Below are 14,847 nucleotides of genomic sequence, written 5' to 3'. Positions count from 1 at the left end.
AACGGCAAACAAACGATGGATTTTGCGGATAACTGATTAGAGGAGCTTATCGATATGCTTAAACACTGGCCGCCGCTCAGTTCTCTGCGTGGCTTCGAAGCCGCCGCCCGGCTCGGCAGTTTTCACAAGGCTGCCGAGGAGTTGAGCCTCACGCAGTCGGCGATCAGTCAGCAGATCCGCAGCCTTGAGGCCTATCTGGAACAGCCGCTGTTTTTCCGCAGCGGTCGCAGCGTGGCATTGACCGATGCCGGCCACGATTTGCTCAGCACCACGCAAGCGATGCTGCAGCAATTGGCGGTGGGGATTCGGCGTCTGGGCCAGTATCAGAAACCCAATCAACTGGTGCTCAACACCACGCCAGCGTTTGCCCGGCATTGGTTGTTGCCACGCTTGGCGGACTTTCGCGCGCAGCATCCCGAGGTCGATCTGTGGATTTACAGCACCGATGAAGTGCCGGACATGGCCACACAGACCATCGATCTGGCGGTGCGCGACGACATCAGCTCGCAGGCCGAATGCAGCTTCAAAGTGCTGCACGCCGATCGGCTCTTTCCAGCCTGTCACCCGAGGGTTTTAGCGTTGCCGGCGGCACAGCGCACCACGTTGCATGGCGAGCGGGAAATGGACTGGAGTCATTGGGCGGTCGAGGCCGGGATCGACGTCGGCCAGCAGGATCAGGGGCTGAATTTTTCCGATCCGGGATTGCTGCTCGACGCCGCGTGTGCGGGGCTTGGCATCGCGCTGGTGAGTCAATTGCTAAGCCGTCAGGCGCAGGCTGACGGCTTGTTGCAGGCGCTGGTCGAGGACACCATTCGCGGACCGAACTGGGCCTTGCTGACCCACCGTGACAGTGAACAGGATCCCATGGCGAAAAGCTTCATCGCGTGGTTAACCGACCATCTGAGCGCTGATCAGACCACCGAGAACACACCGGCGCCCAGTCTGCCTTCCAGACGACCGTGAAGCACATAGTGCTGATAGCCACTTTTCAATTGTCCGGTGGCAACGGCGTGCCTGACATCGTCGTTTAGCTGGAGGTACTGGGCTTCATCGAAACTTTCAGCACTGACTTCACCCGCACGCCCCAGCAGTTCGCTGTCCACAGCAAGCCCCTGGCTGCTGAGATTCTCGAAATCAAGAATGCGATTGACCGCATGGCGCTCCAGTACGCCGTGGTTGGGGAACATCGAGTACACATGCATGCCCTTGTTAGCGCAGCGGCTGCACATGTCGACGCAGTTTTTCTGCGTGGATTTACGCCTCATCAGTTCTGCAACCGGCATGTCGAGGTACTTGCCGACCTGATATTCGCTCTGATTGAAGATCGTGCAGCACAAAACCGTATTGCCATTGCAGTCGATCACCAGCCAGTTATCTTTGAGCGAGCAAGTTTGCTGGTGATGCTGCTGGGCGACATTGACCAGATCGTCGTAGGGCGGGAGTGCCAGTCTTTTCAGGGTTTCATAATCGGCATCGGTGACAGAAGGATCGCGGTCGATAATGGCCAGCGTCTTCTCCAGCGGCATCATGATCGAATAGCCGGTGGTGAAGTGAAAACCGAGGCGCTCACTGAACTCGCGCATCAGCGCTTCCTCTTCGATGTTATCGAGGTAGCGGTGATAGTAGACGTCGACACGCGTACTCAAACCCAATCGCTGTTTGATCTCGTGCAACGCAATCATGTTCTGTTTTACAACTTCAATATCCCCCCCTACATGGCCCTTTTTGTAGGTTTCCTGGTAAAAGCCGGAAAGCGAAATACGGAAGAAACCCGGCTCAGCCAACAAGGCCTTTTCCATGTTTTTGGCAAGGTTGAGGTTGGTGCTGACACCGCTGCTCATGCCGGCGGCATTGATGACTTCGATGAACTCGCCAATTTTTGGATGCACCAAAGGCTCAGTCCAGTTGTACAGAAAAATCGACGTGACGCCTTCAGTTCGCGCTTTCGCGACGATCTGTTTGAACATATCCAGCTGCATGGCTTTTTTGAAGTTGAGGTTTTCCGAATTGCCCATGGGGCAAGAGGGGCAGCTCAGATTGCAGGCGCCGACAATATCGATGTACATATTCATCTGAGTGTTGCTCCAAGGGTCGAAAGTTTTGCATCTCATCACTGCAAACTTTCGGATCGCCGGTTATGTTGGTTTTTTGACGGCATCACGGCGCATGGAAGCAATAAACGAACCACCTTGTTAATTAGCCATCAACGCCACCACCCAATCGATAAACACTCTTAACTTCAGGCTGACATGCCGGTTCGGCGGATACGCGACATAAAGCGGCATCGGGTCGAGCTGCCAATCCTTGAACAGCGGCACCAGCTCACCGCTGGCCACATGCGCAGCGGACATGTACGTGGGCAGCCACAGCACGCCCAGGCCCGCCAGACCTGCCGCGAGATAGGCATTACCATCATCGACCGCGAGCACGTGGCGCCCTTTGATGTGCAGGTTTTCACTGGCATTGCGCAAGGCATACGGCACCGGTTTGCCAGTACGTGCCCAGAGGAAACCGACCACGCGATGATGGCTGTCTTCCAGTTCCCGTGGATGCGCAGGTGTGCCCGCGCGTGCCAGGTATTGCGGCGCGGCAAACACGCCGAGCTCAAGATCGGCGACCTTGCGCGCCATCAACGACAGGTCCATGAGTTCACCGCCGCGCACCACGCAATCGACGTTCTCATCAATGATGTCGACGATGCGGTCGCTGACGCCCATGTCGATCTGGATATCCGGATAACGCGCGTGAAATTCAGGCAAGGCCGGCACCAGAATCAGCCGTGCCAGTGGGCTCGGTACGTCCACCCGTAGCCGGCCCGAGGGTGAAGACGCCGTGCCGGGCAGGCTGGTTTCGGCATCGTCGAGGTCGGCGAGCAAGCGGATCACCCGCTGGTAATACGCCGCGCCATCGGCGGTAACGTTGACCTTGCGCGTGGTGCGGTTGAGCAACTTGACCCGCAGCCGCGCCTCCAGTTGCTGAACCAGTTGGGTCACGGTGGTCTTGCTCATGTGCAAGGTTTCCGCCGCTTTGGTGAAACTCCCCGCCTCGACCACCCTGGCAAAGGCCTGCATTGCATCAAAACGGTCCAAGGTGCGCCCCCGATTGTTTGGTTTTTACAAACAGTGAACGCCAAGCTTGCGCGTTTATCGCCCGCCTGCAAATACCTACAGTGGCTCCATCAACTCAAATGAAGGAGACACTCCCATGACTCAGCGCGATGTTGTTTTCCCACCTGCACGCCGCACCCTTTACGAACGCCACCGCTACTCGCCAGCCATTCGCTCCAACGGTTTTCTGTTTGTCTCGGGACAAGTCGGCAGCACCGAGGACGGCACGCCAGAGCCGGACCTGAAAAACCAGGTGCGTCAGGCTTTCACTAACCTTAATGCGATCCTCCATGAGGCCGGTTGCACGTTCGACGACGTGGTCGACGTCACCGTGTTCATCGTTGATCCGCAGGCGAAGTTCGAGCCGATCTGGAATGTCGTGCTCACAGAGTTCTGGGGCGATGCGCCACATCCAACCGTGACCGCCGTCGGCGTGACCTGGCTGTATGGGTTTGATTTCGAGATCAAGGTGATTGCCAGACTGTCCGAATCCTGACAGGCATCAAACCTTTAGGAGCAGCGTGCCGCAGCTCCTGAAGGAACTGGGCGTAAAACCTCGTATAGCTCCAATGCTGGCCTTTGACGCCTCGAATGCGTATAACCTCGCCGTTTCGTCTACCCTGACTTTGCGCCCCGCGTTGATACTGCAGCGGCGGCCTATCGCCTTTTGACGCTTACGAAACGGAGAATTCCATGCTCAAACGAACACTGGCACTGACCGCCGGCCTGGCCCTGTCCTTTTCTGCATTCATGGCCCACGCGGCCGACGTTTTGCGCGTCAGCGCGATTCCCGATGAAGCGCCGACCGAATTGCTGCGCAAGTTCGAACCGTTGGGCGCGTATCTGGAACAGCAACTGGGCATGAAAGTGCAGTTCGTGCCGGTGGCCGACTACCCGGCGGTGGTTGAAGCGCTCGCAACCGATCGCCTCGACATGGCCTGGCTCGGCGGTTTTACCTTTGTGCAGGCGCGTTTGAAGACGGATGCAACGACGCCAGTCATTCCGCTGGTGCAACGTGAACAGGACGCGCAGTTCACCAGCAAATTCATCACCGCCGACCCGAATGTGCACAGCCTCGCCGACCTGAAAGGCAAGACCTTCGCTTTCGGTTCGGTGTCGTCGACTTCCGGCAGCCTGATGCCGCGTTACTTCATGCTGAAAAACGATGGCATCAAGCCTGAGGGCTATTTCAGCCGTGTCGCCTACTCCGGCGCCCACGACGCCACCGTGGCCTGGGTACAGGCCGGCAAGGTTGACGCCGGTGTGCTGAACGCCAGTGTCTGGCAGAAACTGGTGGATGCCGGCAAGGTCGACACCAACAAGGTCAAAGTCTTCGCCACCACCCCGACCTACTTCGATTACAACTGGACCGTGCGCGGCACCCTCGACCCGGCACTCGCGGCGAAGATCAAAAAAGCTTTCCTGGATCTGGACCCGGCCAACCCTGAGCAAAAGAAGATTCTTGATCTGCAAGCGGCCAGCCGCTTTATCGACACCAAGCCTGAGAACTACAAGGGCATCGAGGAAGCCGCCCGCGCTGCCGAATTGCTGAAATGATCTTGAGCCTCAAACAGGGCAGCCTGCGCCACGCCAATGGAGTCGACGCCCTGCGCGGTGTTGACTTGCAGATTGGCGTTGGTGAACAGGTCGCCATCATAGGCCCGTCCGGGGCTGGCAAATCGAGTTTGCTCAACCTGCTGGCTACCGCGTTGCGGCCCAGCAGCGGTGAAATTGAAGTGTTGGGTGAACGCGCCTGGCACTTGTCCGCCCGCCAACGCCAACGCCTGCGTGCGCGAATCGGTCTGGTGCATCAGGCACCGCCGTTGCCGCCGCGTCAACGCGTGGTCACAGCGGTGCTGGCCGGCAAGCTCGGCCAATGGAGTCTGGGTAAAAGTCTTCTTAACCTGTTGCATCCACTGGATGTGGCGGGTGCGCGTGCGGCGTTGGCGCGGCTGGATCTGGGCGACAAACTCTTCGCTCATTGTCAGCAACTATCTGGCGGCCAATTGCAGCGTGTCGGCATCGCACGCGTGTTGTATCAGGCGCCGGAGATTCTGCTGGCTGATGAACCGGTGTCAGCGATGGACCCGGTCATGGCCGGGCACACCTTGTCGATCCTCTCGCGCCACGCTCGCGAGCACAACGTGACGCTGGTAGCCAGTCTGCACGCGGTGGATCTTGCGCTGTCACATTTCCCACGGATCATCGGCCTGCGCGACGGGCAGATCCTGTTCGACAGTCCTTCCGGGCAAGTCAGCCATGAAATGCTCGACGCGCTGTACGCCAACGAAAAACTGCAATCGCCGACGGCTGCGGTGGCGCCTCTGACTGTGCAGATTCCACGATGCTGAAAGCCGATTCACGCGATCCCGCGGCGTGGCCACGGCTGCTGCTGACACTGTTGGCGATTGCCTTGTTGTGGCCGGGCATTCAGCTCAGCGAGCTGGATCTGGGCGTGTTGCTCCCCGACAGCCAGAATGAAATGGGCCGTTTTGTCGCGCAATTCTGGCCTCCTGCGCACGACGGGGAGTTTCTTCAGTTACTGTTGAAAGCCACCCTGCAAACCTTGGCCATCGCCACCGCCGGCATGGCTTTGGCGCTGTTGTTGGCGATACCGGCGGGCCTGATTGCCAGCCGCGCGCTGTCGCTGTCCGCCGCCTCGCGCGGTGGCGTGCCAAGCCGCCTGGGACGTCTGTTGCGCTGGCCGGTGCGCGCCTTGCTGATCTTTTTGCGCAGCGTGCCGGAAATTGTCTGGGCGCTGTTGTTTGTACGCGCTGTTGGACTTGGTCCGGCGGCAGGTGTGTTGGCGATCGCCATCACGTACAGCGGCATGCTCGGCAAGGTTTATGCGGAGATTTTCGAATCCACTGATCAGCGCCCGGCACACGCGTTGTTGCAGGCCGGCAGCGGCCGGTTGGCGGCGTTTGCTTACGGCACGTTGCCCAATGTTGCGGGGGAACTGCTCTCCTACACGGTTTATCGCTGGGAATGCGCGATCCGCGCGTCGGTGGTGATGGGATTTGTCGGCGCCGGAGGCTTGGGGCAGCAGATTGACCTGTCCATTCGCATGTTCGCCGGCGGTGAAGTCGCGAGTATTTTGCTGTGCTTTCTGATTCTGGTCCTGGCCGCCGATCAACTCAGCCGCTTGCTGCGCTGGAGGCTGACATGAATCGCCTGATCAACGTGCTGCTGATCGCTGGCATCGCGCTGGCAGTGATTGCCTCGTTCGCTTATCTGGGGCTGGACCTCGGCGAACTGGGCAGCGCCACCAGTCTCAAGCAGATGGGCGCGTATGTGCAGCGCTTTCTGAGCCCGGATCTGAGCGCGGATTACCTCAAGGCCATCTTCCACGGTTCGTTGGAAACGTTGGCGATGTCGGCGCTCGGCACGCTACTCGCGGCGGTGTTCGGCATCGTCCTTGCGTTGCCTGCCGCCGGACGTTTCGGCTGGCCGCTGCAAAGTGCCTCGCGCCTGCTGCTAAATGCCTTGCGGGCGATTCCGGAACTGGTCTGGGCGGCGCTGATGGTGCTCGCCGCCGGCCTCGGCCCGAACGCCGGCACCCTCGCCCTCGCCTTGCACACCACCGGCGTGCTCGGCCGCTTGTTCGCCGAGGCACTGGAAAACACCCCGCCGCAACCGGCCGAAGCCATTCGTTTGCAGGGTGGCAATCCGATTCTGGCCTTCTGCTACGGGACATTGCCGAACCTTGCGCCGCAGCTGCTGGCCTACATTCTGTACCGCTGGGAAAACAACATCCGCATGGCCAGTGTGCTGGGTTTTGTCGGCGCTGGCGGGCTTGGACAAATGCTCTATGTAAGCCTCAGCCTGTTTCAGGAAGCCCAGGCCAGCACGGTGATTCTGGCAATGCTGGTGCTGGTGTTTGTGGTCGACTGGTTGAGTGCGTGGAGTCGGCAGCGCTGGGTCAAGGCCTGATGCGCAGGCCGGCAAGTGGATATCTGGCAAAAGCTGATTATGCTCAAGGAAACCTTGCACACCTGCGAGGCGGTCAGACTGTGCAAGTTTCACGCGAGAGCAGTTGCGGCATTTGCCACAAGGCCAGAGTGCGATAAGCAGTAACGGGGGACTCCGGCCTACAACAATAAGCACGACGGAGAACACCCATGGCCACAATCGACACAGCATCCACCGGCAGTCCACCGCGCAGCGGCGGCATCACCAAGGAGGAGCGCAAGGTCATCTTCGCTTCGTCCCTGGGCACGGTTTTCGAGTGGTACGACTTTTACCTTTACGGTTCACTGGCGGCGATCATCGCCAAGCACTTCTTTGCCGGTGTCAACGAAACCACCGCGTTCATCTTTGCCCTGCTGGCTTTCGCGGCGGGGTTTGCGGTGCGGCCATTCGGGGCGATTGTGTTTGGCCGGCTCGGCGACATGATCGGGCGCAAACACACGTTCCTCATCACCATCGTGATCATGGGTGTGTCGACCGCGATTGTCGGTCTGCTTCCCGGCTACGCAACCATCGGCGTCGCCGCGCCGGTCATCCTGATCACCCTGCGCTTGCTGCAAGGCCTGGCGCTCGGCGGCGAGTATGGCGGCGCAGCAACCTACGTGGCCGAGCACGCGCCCCGCAACAGACGCGGGTTCTTCACCTCGTGGATTCAAACCACCGCGACCCTCGGTCTGTTTCTGTCGCTGTTGGTGATCCTCGCCTGTCGCACGGCGCTGGGCACTGAAGCCTTCGAAGCGTGGGGCTGGCGGATTCCGTTTCTGCTGTCGATCCTGCTGCTGATCGTCTCGGTGTATATCCGCTTGCAACTGAGCGAGTCGCCGGTATTCCAGAAGATGAAAGCCGAAGGCAAGGCGTCGAAAGCGCCGCTGACCGAATCCTTCGCGCGCTGGGACAACCTCAAAGTGGTGATCATGTCGCTGCTCGGCGGTACTGCCGGGCAAGCGGTGGTCTGGTACACCGGGCAGTTCTACGCGCTGTTCTTCCTGCTGCAGACGCTGAAGATCGACCCGCAGACCGCTAACTTGCTGATCGCCGGTTCGCTGCTGATCGGCACGCCGTTCTTCGTGATTTTCGGCAGCCTATCCGACCGCATCGGGCGCAAGCCGATCATCATGGTCGGCTGCATGCTGGCGGCGCTGACGTACTTCCCGATCTTCCACGCGCTGACCCAGTACGGCAATCCCGACGTGTTCATCGCTCAGGAGAAGAACCCGGTCAAAGTCATCGCCAACCCTGACCAGTGCTCGTTCCAGTTCGACCCGGTGGGAAAAGCCAAATTCACCAGTTCCTGCGACCTGGCGAAGACCCTGCTGGCAAAACGGGCGATCCCCTATGAGAACGTGATCGCCGAACCTGGCACCGTCGCGCAAGTGCGCATCGGCGACAAAGTCGTCGAGAGTTTCGAAGGCAGTGCGCTGCCGGCCGCCGACTTCAAGACCCGCAACGATGCCTTTACCGCGACCCTCGGCACAGCACTCAAGGAGGCCGGTTATCCGGAGAAAGCCGACCCGGCGAAAACCAACTACCCGATGGTCCTGCTCCTGCTCACCGTGCTGGTGATCTACGTAACCATGGTCTACGGCCCGATCGCGGCGTGGCTGGTCGAGCTGTTCCCGACCCGAATCCGCTACACCTCGATGTCGCTGCCCTATCACATCGGCAACGGCTGGTTCGGTGGTTTCCTGCCGACGGTGGCGTTTGCCATGGTTGCCGCGACCGGGGATATCTATTACGGCTTGTGGTATCCGATCGTGATTGCGGTGATGACGGCGATACTCGGCACGTTCTTCCTACCGGAAACCAAGGATCGCGACATTCTCAAGGACTGAACACCGTCAGCGCGCCCTCTCCACCGCGGGAGGGCGCCATTCGGCACCACCCGGCAAAAATATCGAACGCTGCCGCACTGCCTGCCTCCAATGTTTACACCACTGGAGGTCACCCACATGAACAACGACGATAAAACCCCGAACGCCCCACCAACCGACACGTCCGGCAAACCGGTGAATGTGGTCGAGCGCGATCTTGAAGACCGGGACGATGACACCAAAGCCGTGGATGAAGTCATCACGCCCTCGTCCACCCGAGTGAAGGAGCAGGACGCCGAGGCGCTGCAACGCAAGGTCGATGAGATCGAACGTAAAGTGGCTGATGGTAATTAGTGGCGTTCAAAGCGATCGCAGCAGTCTGCTGGATCTACCCCCTCACCCCAGCCCTCCCGAAACGTCGGACCGCCCCCAAGGGGGCGAGGGGAAAGGGAGCCGATTTGTGTGCTTTTCAAATCCTGAGTTCAACTCGATATTTCACGTCGGCGTAACTCGCATCAACACCCCGGTCAGTCCCCTCTCCTCCTGGGAGAGGGCTAGGGTGAGGGCTTCTTCGCCATATTGAGTTTCACGGCCGCCCGAATCAGCGCAATCAACGCTTTCTCATCAATCGGGTCACCCTCGTGGAAATCAATCGCCCGTCGCGTAGTGCCCTCCAGACTGGCATTGAACAACCCCGCCGGATCGTCCAGTGACGCCCCCTTGGCAAAGGTCATTTTCACCGCAGCCTTGTACGTCTCGCCGGTGCTGATAATTCCATTGTGCGACCACGTCGGCACACCCCGCCACTTCCATTCCTCAACCACTTCGGGATCAGCCCTATGCACGATCACGCGGATCTGCGCCAGCGTTTCACCGCGCCAGTCCCCCAGCTCGGCGATGCGTTGATCAATCAGAACGGAAGCGGATTCGGTGCCCTCGGCTTTTTTCATCGCAGGATTCTCGACGGACAGGAGACCCACAACTCTAGTCCGCGCCCTTCCCCCTCGCCAATTCAGCCCTCACCGCACATTCCGATACAACATCAACCGCGCACTTTCATGCAGCCCACGCGTCAACTCCACCAACCGCTGAAATTCCTCCGGGTTCTGCTCAGCAACACTGTCCAGCGGCGTCGCAGAACGCAGATCATGCAATGTCGGCGCGCTGCCGTCGTGTTGCATTTGCAGCAGATGATGCTGGGTCACGCCGCCAATCAACGGGAACGTGCCTTCACGCAACACCAGCGGCACCACGCGCTCACCTTCCGGCGCCGGCTGCTGAATATCGCGGCCCATCGCGCCGTTGCTGAACGGGATGCCAGCCATGCCTGCCACCGTCGGCAGCAAATCCACCAACCCCACCGCTTCATCGATCACCTTGGGTTTGAGCATGCCCGGCGCATGGATCAGCATCGGCACATGGTTGCTTTCCAGCCCCAATTGTTCGAAGGCTGGCGGCATGTGCGGGATCTGGCTGATGCGGGTGTTGTGGTCGCCGAAGAACACGAAAATCGTGTTGTCGTAGTAGCCGCCGGCCTTGGCCAGCTCCATCAGCTTGCCGATGTTGAAATCCAGCAGGCGTACGGCGTTGTATTGCTCGACGCTGCGTGAGCCGGCGGCTTGCACCTGCGCCAGCGACAGATGACTGATCTGGAAACCGTCGTTGTCCTTGGGAATGGTGAACGGCCGGTGGTTGCCCGAGGTTTGCACATAAGCAAAGAACGGACGGTCCTTGGGCAGATCGCGCAGGATGCGGTCGCTTTCCTTGAACAGATCCAGGTCAGAAATGCCCCAGACATCCACCAACGGCGAACGCCAGTCGCTCTCCTGATACAGCTTTACGCCCTCGATGCTTTGCTGGATCAGCGCATTGATATTCGCCCAGCCGGCATTGCCGCCGATCATGTAGAGCTTTTGATAGTCGGTGAACGCGTTGATCAGTGTGTGCTGACGGGTGATCAACGGATGACGGGTAGCGGTCTCCTGGCGGGTCACGTCCGGGATCCCGGTGATGCTGGCCCAGACGGTTTTGGCGGTCCCGGTGACCGGCACGTAGAAGTGTCGGAAGAACCAGCTCTCGGTGGCTAGTCGATCGAGGTTCGGCGTCGGGTTCAACGGGTTGCCATAGGCGCCCACCGCGCTGGTGCCCAACGATTCGAGCATGACGAACATCACGTTTGGCGCGCCGGCGACCCGGTACGGTTGTACCGTTTGCTGTCGCTCGAATGTCAGGGTTTGCGCGTCCGCTTGTTCCACGCCCAGATAACGCGCAATCAGCGGGTAATGCTGGCGCACCTGCGACTCATCGAACTGCGCCTGCCCGGCCTTGAGCGTGTCATAGAGGAACAGCACCGGGTTGAGACCCACGGCGGCAATCTGCGCATTGCCGGAGAAAAACGCGTCGCTCCAGCGCAACGGCACCGGGTTTTCCAGGTTGAGATTTTCGACACGACCGAGCAACGCCAGCAACACGGCGACCAAGCCGAAAACGCTGCCGACGACCAGCGAGGTACGGCGGATGGCGCGAGGTTCCCGCGCCAGTGTCGCCCGTTCCAGACGCACGAATCCGTAGAACCACACGCCCAGCACCGCCAGCCAGCCGAGGGCAATCCATAGCACTGGATAGCTTTCCCGGACCATTTGCTGCGAGATCTGCGCATCCTCCAGATAACGCAGCACCGTGGCGTTGATGCGCACGCCGAGGTAGGCGTAATGGCCGAAGTCGATGATGTAAACCAGGCCGACCACGCCCAGCACCAGCAACCAATAACCCCGCGCCATACAGCGCAGCAACGGCACGCGTGTCAGGTTCCAGCGTGGCAGCCATGCCAGAACGGCCAGCGGCAACATCAGCAACACGGCCAGACGCAGGTCGAAACGCAGACCAATGCCGAGGGTTTCGCGCAGTTGCGGGTCGTTGGCAAATGCGCTGATGTCGAGACCGGAAAAACCCAGCACGAACACCAGCCGCAGCAGGGCCAACAGTAAAAACGCCAAACCTGCCGCGCCAACGCCGTAGCGCAGGCGCCGCGATTGCAACCAACCCATCGTAAAACCTCAGTGTGGTGATCAGATTGAAGACGTCGGCACGACCGGAACCGGCCGCAGCAGGCGCCAGACTTCCCGCACGCACAGCGCGGCACCGGCCGCCAGGCAGTAACCCACCAGCAGCGGATCGATCAGATAATCCCAATAGTTTTCCGAGGCCTTGAGGCGCAGCGCGAAGGCCAGCGTGCCAAGCGCCAGCATCGCCACGCCCAAGCCGTTGCGCAGCCACAACAGGGCCATTGTGCTCAGCCCGATCAGCACAATCATCGGCCGTGGGTTAAAGCCCCAGCGGTACGGATCGACGTAAGTCAGGCCCATCGTTGCCGGATACAGAATCAGCGCCAACACGGTAAACAGCACCAGCACCTGAGCGCGCCTGACCGTTGGCAACGGCTGAACCACGCCCAGGCGCAGCAGACAGACCCAGCCCAGCAACACCAGCGTGGTGATCGCCAGATCATCGGTGAAGCTGCGCACATAGGCCGCCAGCGGCAGATCGTTGACCGGGATAAAACCGGCCAGCGCCAACAGCGGCAACAGCCACGGGCGCCATGGCCGGGTGAAGTGAAATGCACTCAGCAGAACAAAACCGAGCAGGACAAAACTCAAATGGGCTTGCCAAAGAAACATCACAGACGCTCCGCCAGCCAGGCATCGTTGAAACTGACATGTTTGATGAAGGTGTTATTCCACGAATACACCAGGTGATAGAGACCGTCCGAACCCCGGCTGAAATACGGGTATTCGTACTCGAAATCACAGCCGCGCGGTTTGCACACGCGGTAGTCGAGATTGCTCAGAAAGCGCTGTTCCAAGGGCAAGCGGCGGGCACCGCTGGAGGATCGGAAACCCTCGCCGATAATGGCCTTGTACGCCTCTGGCGAGAACGGCTGACCGAGCGGATCCGGTGACTGATCGAGTTCAATCACACTGCGCCAGTCGTTGAGATTGGCATCGGTGCCGTACAGGCTCAATTTGAAACGCCCGTCGCGCAAATCGTTGAGCGCGACCAGCAAACCGTCGTCAGCCGTGCCTACCGCTGCCAGCGAGGAGTTGGGGTTGGCCGGCTCCAGCGGATACGGTTCGCTCCAGGTCTGGCCGGCATCGTCGGTGCGGCTGGCCAACACGCGATGATGGGTGTCACCGGCATAACGCAGCATCGCCACGGCCCGGCGGCCATCCAGCGGCACGATGGTCGGCTGCAACGAGTGCTTGCCGCGACTGATGCGGAATTTGTCGATCACGGCACCGTCGGCGCTCAGGTACAGGTACTCGGCGAATTTGCCCATGAACTCGTGATACACCGGCAAGCCGATCGAGCCGTCGGCATGGAACACCGGCGCCGCGCGTACCAGTGTGCTGATGTTGAAAAACGGCGAGGTGATCAACTGGCGCGGCGTCGACCATTCACGGCCCATGTCGGCAGAGACCATCACGTTGATCGCACTGGTGGCCCAACCGCCTACGGACACCGAGACGTAGAACATCCACAAGCGCCCGTCCGGCGCGAGCGCGATCACCGGGTTACCGAGCTTGCGGATATAGCGCTGGGTGCCGTCGCGGGTTTGCTCGCGGGTCGCCAGCACCTGTTCGGCGCCCCACTCCGCCGTTTTTGCATCAAAGCGCGCGGTGCGGATCTGCACGTCGGCAGCGCCTTCGCGCGAGCCGGCAAACCACACGGCCATCAGGTCCCCGCCAGGCAGCGCGGTGACCGAAGAGGAATGCACAAAATCATCCAGCTGCGAGGAAACGAAACGGCTGCTGTACATCGGCTCTGACGCTTGCAGTGCGCCATCGACCGGCGCTGTCGACAACGCAAAGGGCGCCAGCACATGGGGTGGATGACTGCGCCACGCGGCCAGAAAGATCAGGCACACCGCGAGGCTGCCGAGAATGAACGTTAAGCGAAAGGACAACGCACGCATAGTGGACTCGCGGCAAGGACAGGAGGGTTAACAATGGGCAGACGTCCTTGTCAGCGCGTCGAATCGTCCGGCAATCGGCGACGGCGCCCGGTGAGCATCGACAACGGCAAGTTGTCGCGAACCTGAAAGCTTTCAAACACGGCAGCAGCGATGTGAATGCACACCAGCACCAGCAGACTGTCAGCCGCCGTTTCGTGGACCGACAACGGCCAATCGGCACCCCACAAGGCGTCGACTTCTGCCATCGCCCAGCCACTGAGACCCACGGTGAACAACGCCAGCAACATCAGGATCATCACCAGCGCGCCGATCGGCGAATGGCCGAGGCGATGTTCGGGCCGCCCGGCGAGCAGCGAGCGCGCATGGGCCAGCAGGCGCGTCGGGGTCGGCCAGAAGTCCGTCCAACGCGCACTGCGCGGCCCGATAAATCCCCACACCGTGCGTACCAGCAACCAGCCCATGGCGTAATAGCCGAGCCAGACATGCCAGTCGTCACCCGCTTCATTGAAGAAGTAATTGGCGACGAAGACGCCCGCAATCGATAGATGAAACAACCGCACTACGGGATCCCACAGGCGCAGGGACGCGCTCGGCATCAGCCCTTGATCTCGGTCTTGACCGCTTTACCGCTGACCGGGTCGTGGTAGATCTCGACCTTGCGCTTGTCTTTGTCGAACCCGTAGATCTCGTAGCAGTTGCCGTCAGTAATCTTGAACTTGCTGATCTCGTAACCCTGGGCTTTCAGTTGTTCCTGAAAGGCCTTCTGGTCTTGCCATTGCGACCGTTCGGCGGTGGTGCATTGCGGGCCGGCGACGGCCAACGGGCTGGCGACGATCAAAGACAACAGCAGCAGTTTGCGCATGGAATCACTCTCGCTGGATGAGAAAGACCTCACTGTGCAAAAGCAACCTTAGTGAAAGCTTAGTTGGCAACGAACCGTTACATCTTTCCCGTCGGATGGCCTGCCAAGACGCTCGGCGCGGCGGCA

At 60.1% G+C, this 14,847-nt stretch carries 16 protein-coding genes; 8 read left to right on the top strand and 8 right to left on the bottom strand.

From position 1 onward, the window contains the following. Positions 1-54: 54 nt before the first annotated feature. Positions 55-963 carry a LysR substrate-binding domain-containing protein gene (locus GTU76_RS12775; RefSeq protein WP_180698742.1) on the top strand — a complete coding sequence of 303 codons (909 nt, stop codon included), beginning with the start codon at positions 55-57 and terminating at the stop codon, positions 961-963. On the opposite strand, the gene GTU76_RS12770 is transcribed toward GTU76_RS12775, so the two are convergent. Together GTU76_RS12770 and GTU76_RS12765 are read right to left on the bottom strand one after the other, a co-directional pair. Further along, on the bottom strand, positions 912-2,072 hold the full coding sequence (locus tag GTU76_RS12770; protein WP_180698741.1) for a radical SAM/SPASM domain-containing protein: 1,161 nt from the start codon (positions 2,070-2,072) through the stop codon (positions 912-914). The two genes, GTU76_RS12775 and GTU76_RS12770, sit on opposite strands and share 52 nt — an antisense overlap. Positions 2,073-2,192: 120 nt before the next feature. Beyond that, positions 2,193-3,089 carry a LysR family transcriptional regulator gene (locus GTU76_RS12765; protein ID WP_180698740.1) on the bottom strand — a complete coding sequence of 299 codons (897 nt, stop codon included), beginning with the start codon at positions 3,087-3,089 and terminating at the stop codon, positions 2,193-2,195. Positions 3,090-3,204: 115 nt separating this feature from the next. Here GTU76_RS12765 and GTU76_RS12760 point away from each other — a divergent pair, with 115 nt between their 5' ends. From GTU76_RS12760 to GTU76_RS12730, 7 genes are all read left to right on the top strand, one after another. Then, the gene (locus GTU76_RS12760; protein WP_175554187.1) at positions 3,205-3,603 is read left to right on the top strand and encodes a RidA family protein; all 399 of its coding nucleotides are present in this window, start codon (positions 3,205-3,207) and stop codon (positions 3,601-3,603) included. Positions 3,604-3,800: 197 nt separating this feature from the next. After that, positions 3,801-4,664: a putative selenate ABC transporter substrate-binding protein gene (locus tag GTU76_RS12755; protein WP_175554186.1), complete on the top strand. Its 864-nt coding sequence runs from the start codon at positions 3,801-3,803 to the stop codon at positions 4,662-4,664. Continuing rightward, the gene (locus GTU76_RS12750) at positions 4,661-5,458 is read left to right on the top strand and encodes a phosphonate ABC transporter ATP-binding protein (protein ID WP_175554185.1); all 798 of its coding nucleotides are present in this window, start codon (positions 4,661-4,663) and stop codon (positions 5,456-5,458) included. Before GTU76_RS12755 ends, GTU76_RS12750 begins: the two co-directional genes overlap by 4 nt. Next, entirely contained in the window at positions 5,452-6,276 is an 825-nt protein-coding gene (locus GTU76_RS12745) for a PhnE/PtxC family ABC transporter permease (protein ID WP_175554184.1), read from the top strand. Before GTU76_RS12750 ends, GTU76_RS12745 begins: the two co-directional genes overlap by 7 nt. Further along, a complete protein-coding gene (phnE, locus tag GTU76_RS12740) occupies positions 6,273-7,040 on the top strand; it encodes a phosphonate ABC transporter, permease protein PhnE (RefSeq protein WP_016984491.1) in 768 nt (255 codons plus the stop codon). Before GTU76_RS12745 ends, phnE begins: the two co-directional genes overlap by 4 nt. A gap of 188 nt (positions 7,041-7,228) precedes the next feature. Next, the gene (locus tag GTU76_RS12735; RefSeq protein ID WP_116255585.1) at positions 7,229-8,908 is read left to right on the top strand and encodes an MFS transporter; all 1,680 of its coding nucleotides are present in this window, start codon (positions 7,229-7,231) and stop codon (positions 8,906-8,908) included. 117 nt (positions 8,909-9,025) lie between these two features. Then, entirely contained in the window at positions 9,026-9,241 is a 216-nt protein-coding gene (locus GTU76_RS12730) for a hypothetical protein (RefSeq protein ID WP_016984489.1), read from the top strand. A 200-nt stretch (positions 9,242-9,441) separates the two neighbouring features. Here GTU76_RS12730 and GTU76_RS12725 read toward each other — a convergent pair whose 3' ends face one another. The 6 genes from GTU76_RS12725 to GTU76_RS12700 form a co-directional block, all read right to left on the bottom strand. Continuing rightward, on the bottom strand, positions 9,442-9,837 hold the full coding sequence (locus GTU76_RS12725) for a DUF1801 domain-containing protein (RefSeq protein WP_180698739.1): 396 nt from the start codon (positions 9,835-9,837) through the stop codon (positions 9,442-9,444). A gap of 69 nt (positions 9,838-9,906) precedes the next feature. Continuing rightward, entirely contained in the window at positions 9,907-11,934 is a 2,028-nt protein-coding gene (locus GTU76_RS12720; protein ID WP_180698738.1) for an LTA synthase family protein, read from the bottom strand. A 21-nt stretch (positions 11,935-11,955) separates the two neighbouring features. Continuing rightward, positions 11,956-12,567 carry a hypothetical protein gene (locus GTU76_RS12715; protein ID WP_180698737.1) on the bottom strand — a complete coding sequence of 204 codons (612 nt, stop codon included), beginning with the start codon at positions 12,565-12,567 and terminating at the stop codon, positions 11,956-11,958. Then, positions 12,564-13,859 carry a sialidase family protein gene (locus GTU76_RS12710; protein ID WP_016984485.1) on the bottom strand — a complete coding sequence of 432 codons (1,296 nt, stop codon included), beginning with the start codon at positions 13,857-13,859 and terminating at the stop codon, positions 12,564-12,566. The genes GTU76_RS12715 and GTU76_RS12710 overlap by 4 nt, the downstream gene beginning before the upstream one ends. Before the next feature lie 50 nt (positions 13,860-13,909). Further along, positions 13,910-14,455, bottom strand: coding sequence for a cytochrome b/b6 domain-containing protein (locus tag GTU76_RS12705; protein WP_180698736.1), 546 nt, complete (start codon positions 14,453-14,455; stop codon positions 13,910-13,912). Continuing rightward, the gene (locus GTU76_RS12700; protein ID WP_016984483.1) at positions 14,455-14,721 is read right to left on the bottom strand and encodes a PepSY domain-containing protein; all 267 of its coding nucleotides are present in this window, start codon (positions 14,719-14,721) and stop codon (positions 14,455-14,457) included. Before GTU76_RS12700 ends, GTU76_RS12705 begins: the two co-directional genes overlap by 1 nt. Positions 14,722-14,847 lie beyond the last annotated feature (126 nt).

Source organism: Pseudomonas crudilactis, assembly GCF_013433315.1.
Lineage (GTDB): Bacteria > Pseudomonadota > Gammaproteobacteria > Pseudomonadales > Pseudomonadaceae > Aquipseudomonas > Aquipseudomonas crudilactis.
This window is presented reverse-complemented; position numbering and strand designations above follow the sequence as displayed.